This window comes from Bartonella sp. AP57NXGY, assembly GCF_042195805.1.
GTDB lineage: Bacteria > Pseudomonadota > Alphaproteobacteria > Rhizobiales > Rhizobiaceae > Bartonella.
Genome location: NZ_JBHIOZ010000122.1, coordinates 1 through 3,680 on the forward strand (window position 1 = coordinate 1; position 3,680 = coordinate 3,680).

General features: G+C 41.0%; 3 protein-coding genes. All 3 read right to left on the reverse strand.

All coding sequences use genetic code 11. The features are described 5' to 3' along the window. Positions 1-871 (reverse strand): BID domain-containing T4SS effector (locus tag ACFIL8_RS08275; protein ID WP_375689390.1); only part of this gene is annotated, 871 nt, incomplete at its 3' end. 354 nt (positions 872-1,225) lie between these two features. Then, positions 1,226-2,068: a BID domain-containing T4SS effector gene (locus ACFIL8_RS08280; RefSeq protein ID WP_375689392.1), complete on the reverse strand. Its 843-nt coding sequence runs from the start codon at positions 2,066-2,068 to the stop codon at positions 1,226-1,228. Between the two features lie 340 nt (positions 2,069-2,408). Further along, positions 2,409-3,617: a BID domain-containing T4SS effector gene (locus ACFIL8_RS08285; RefSeq protein WP_375681352.1), complete on the reverse strand. Its 1,209-nt coding sequence runs from the start codon at positions 3,615-3,617 to the stop codon at positions 2,409-2,411. Positions 3,618-3,680: the final 63 nt, after the last annotated feature.

Consider the following 3,680-nt stretch of genomic DNA (forward strand, 5'->3'; position numbering starts at 1 on the left):
TTTCCACCTGTGATTGCAAAATGTTTGTGTTGCCAAAAACAACTCCGCACCAATATTGGATTTGGGCATGGTGTCTTTTGACTTTTGAATGTTGATGAATTTGGGTAGAAATTTCTGTCTCTGAAAGAGTTTCTTTTTCACGTTGATCTGGTTTTTGTAGAAGTTCAGCGACGGCTTCCTTCCCCATTAAGCGTTCATAGTTTTTGAGTTCTTGATCTGGAGATTGTAAGAGGCTCTCTCTTGCCTGCTTTACAGCTTCTGTATAACAATCAATAGTAATGCATAGAGCGGAAAAACTTTCTTCTGCTTGTCTACGCGTTCGATTTTTAAAGCCCAACATGTTGGTGCCGGAAAGTTTAGTGATGCTTTCAGGATGAGCTGCCATGCGCCATGAGAGCTCCTCTCCTGCAGCAGGATTTTTTTGAATTTCCTGCATTTTTTCTTGCAAAATATTTGGATTGCCATAGGCTTTTGCGGATAAATGTTGGATTTCCTCTCGATATGTTTTAACCAATGAATGGTGTGGAAGAAATAGAATGATTTCTTCCTCTGAGAGAACTCTTGTTGTCCTTTGGGTAATTTGTGAAGTAACTGTTGAGTGTGTCGTTTCAGCTTCTTGCGGTCTTTTGGTAGAGCCGCCTCTTGTTAACGAAGCTGTTCGATTTGTTGATGCATATACAGTTTCTTCGCTTAAAAGAGATTGTCTTTCCTCATCTTCTTCCGGTATGGATGACAGTCTTTTGCTTTTTGAAGGCGTTTCTTTAGGAAGGGGGGCTGCAGCGCCTGAGACCTCTGCCGCCGCTTGTTCATAGAGCTTTATAAGTTCTTGTATTGAAGAGGATGGAAAAGGATGAGGGTGTTTTTTTTTCATGCATGTTTCCTTTCAAAAATTGTTTTAGAAAACCTCTTTGGTGCATTCTTGCCTTTTATGCTTGGATCGCTTTGAGATAAAAGAAATATCGAGCTGAATGAGCTTCCAAAGATCTGCGCTATTTGCAATCAGCTTAATGGACATTTGTGTCTTTTATACAGTTTTTTTGTGAAATATTATCAATAAGTTATCAATAGTTATCGTGAATTACAGGCGCCATTTTTAGGACTATTTTTTGTAACATTGTAAAACAACTCTTGGCGCAATCGCAATGAAACGATTTGCGCCAAGAAACTCACTGAAAAAAAGATTACATGAAAAACAAAAACTATCTGTTTTTATGTTTATGCTCCCTTACATGGCAAAAGCCATTCCTTTTTCTCCATGTCTTTGTCGTTGAGGGCTGTGCTCTGGACTATTGTGTTCTTGTTCTCTTGTGTGATGATGACGATGATGATGATGGTGTCTCTCAACTTGCTGAGAATTTTCTTGATGGCGTCTTTGTTCCGCTAGAGGGGTTTGCGATAGTCTTGTTGCTGCGTCTTGTACAGCTTTCGTATAACCATCAACGGCATCAACGAGCGATCTAAAACCATCTTCAGCTGCTTTGCGTGTTTGATTTTTTAAGCCAAGTGTGGAGCGGCCAGCAAGTTTATGTATAGATTCAGGATTTTCAGCAAGTTGATTTGAAAGGTCTTTTCCTTTAGTGGGATCTGTAAGTATTCCTTGCAAGTGCTGCTGGAAAATCGTATCATCGCCATAAACAATTTTACTCCAGTGTATGACTTCTTCTGCATGTGCTTGGACGTGTGGATTTTTTAAAAGCATGACACTTATTTGATCAGCTGTGAGAGAAGGTGAAGATGATCTTCCTTTTTGTTGTGGAGAAACCTCTGTATAGTCAGTTTCAGGATTTTCTGTCCTTTGATGTTTACCTCTTGAAGGAGAAATACTGCTAACGGATGCGTATGTAACCTCAGCTTCGCGTTTTGGGGGAGCAACCTCTGTGTAATCGGTTTCAGGATTTTCTCTTCCCCGATCAGGATGTCTCCCTCTTGAAGGAGAAACACTGCTAACGGATGCGTATAGAACGTCTTCTTCTGGGGTTGGTCCGCGCTGGTTTCCTCTGTTTGGTTTATTAACTGTTGCATAGAGGGCTTCTGGATTTGCAGAAGGATGTGAATGATGTTTTTTCATACATATTTCCTTTCAATATTTTTAGAAAACCTCTTTGGTGCATTCCCCACTTTTAGTTTTGATAACTTTTATATAAGGAAGATATCCAACCGAATGACCTCCAAAGATTTTGCGCTATTCATATTGATATGTAATGAACATTTATGTCTTTTATACAGTTTTTTTATGAAATATTATCAATAAGTTATAATAAATTACAGAATCCATTTTTAGGACTATTTTTTGTAATATTTTAAAACAATTCTTGGTGCAATCACGATAAAATGATTTGCACCAAGAAACTCACTGAAAAAAATTACATGAAAAACAAAAACCTATCTGTTTTTATGTTTATGTCCACTTACATGGCAAAAGCCATTCCTTTTTCTCCATGTCTTTGTCGTTGTGGGCTGGGCTCTGGACTATTGTATTTTCGTCCTCTTGCGTGATGATGATGGTGGTGATGTCTGTGTTCTGGGTCTCTTTCTGGACTTTCTTGTCTTTGATCTCTTTCCTGTTCACGTGTAAACTGTTTATGGAGCTTTTGTACCGTACGTATATGCTTCTCAAGAGCTGAGCAAAGGGGAGAAAAACCATCTTCAGCTGCTCTGCGATTGGGGCTTTTTACGCCAAGCACTTGCCTACCAGCGAGCTTAGCAGGGCTTTCAGGATGTTCTGCAAGGTCCCATAAGACTCTTTCTGCATTCTTGGGATCGTCAAGAATCTGAGCAAGTGGTTCATTCAAAGCATGTGCGTTACCATAAACAACTGTGCACCATTCTTGGGTTACTCTTATACCATGTTGAAATTCTCTGCTTTGTAAAAGCTTTGTTGTAACCACATCTTTTGGGGTTCTGGGAGGGGGTGTTGCTCCTCTGCCAACACCTTGATAGATGGGATTTTCTCGTTGTTGGGACTCTTGCCCGCCTTCAGCCCCCATGCCAACAGTTGCATAGACAGATTCGAGTGGTTTATGGGGAGAGAGTCCACCATTTGCACCAAAATCAAGCTCTGCGTAGAGATGTTCTGGTTTTTGAGGTTCTTGACCGTCTTCAGCGCCCATGCCAAGTTTTGCATAGACAGATTCTAGTGGTTTTTGAGGAGAGCGTCTACTATTTTTGCTAAAATCAGGCTCGGTATAAAGATGTTCCTCTGGTTTTGGGGAACGTTGCAAATCCTGAGTACTTTCCCTCGATGTATCGTAGAGGGGGTTTCTTTGTTCTTGGAACTCTGTTTCACCCGATGTTAGATTAACGACTGCATAGGGATTTGTAGGGTTTTCCGGAGAAGGCTCACGCGAACCTCTGCCAACCGCTGCATGGGTAGCTCCTAATGGGTATTGGGGGGCATAGATAGTTCCTAGTGGCTGTTGAGAAGGGGGCGTGTTATATGCACCTGTTCTTGGTGTATTGTAGGGAGAATTTTTTTGCTCATTTGTTCTCCCTCTCGGTCTGTCGTAAGGAGATGCTTCGCTTGGTATGCGCCGACCTCCGCTTCTTTGTGATTTATCCACTTGTGCGTATAGAGCTTCTGGGTTCTGGGGAGCTGGTTGTGGATGACTTTTTTTCATGGCTGTTTCCTTTCAATATTTTTAGAAAACCTCTTTGGCGCATTCCCCACTTTTTTGATATTT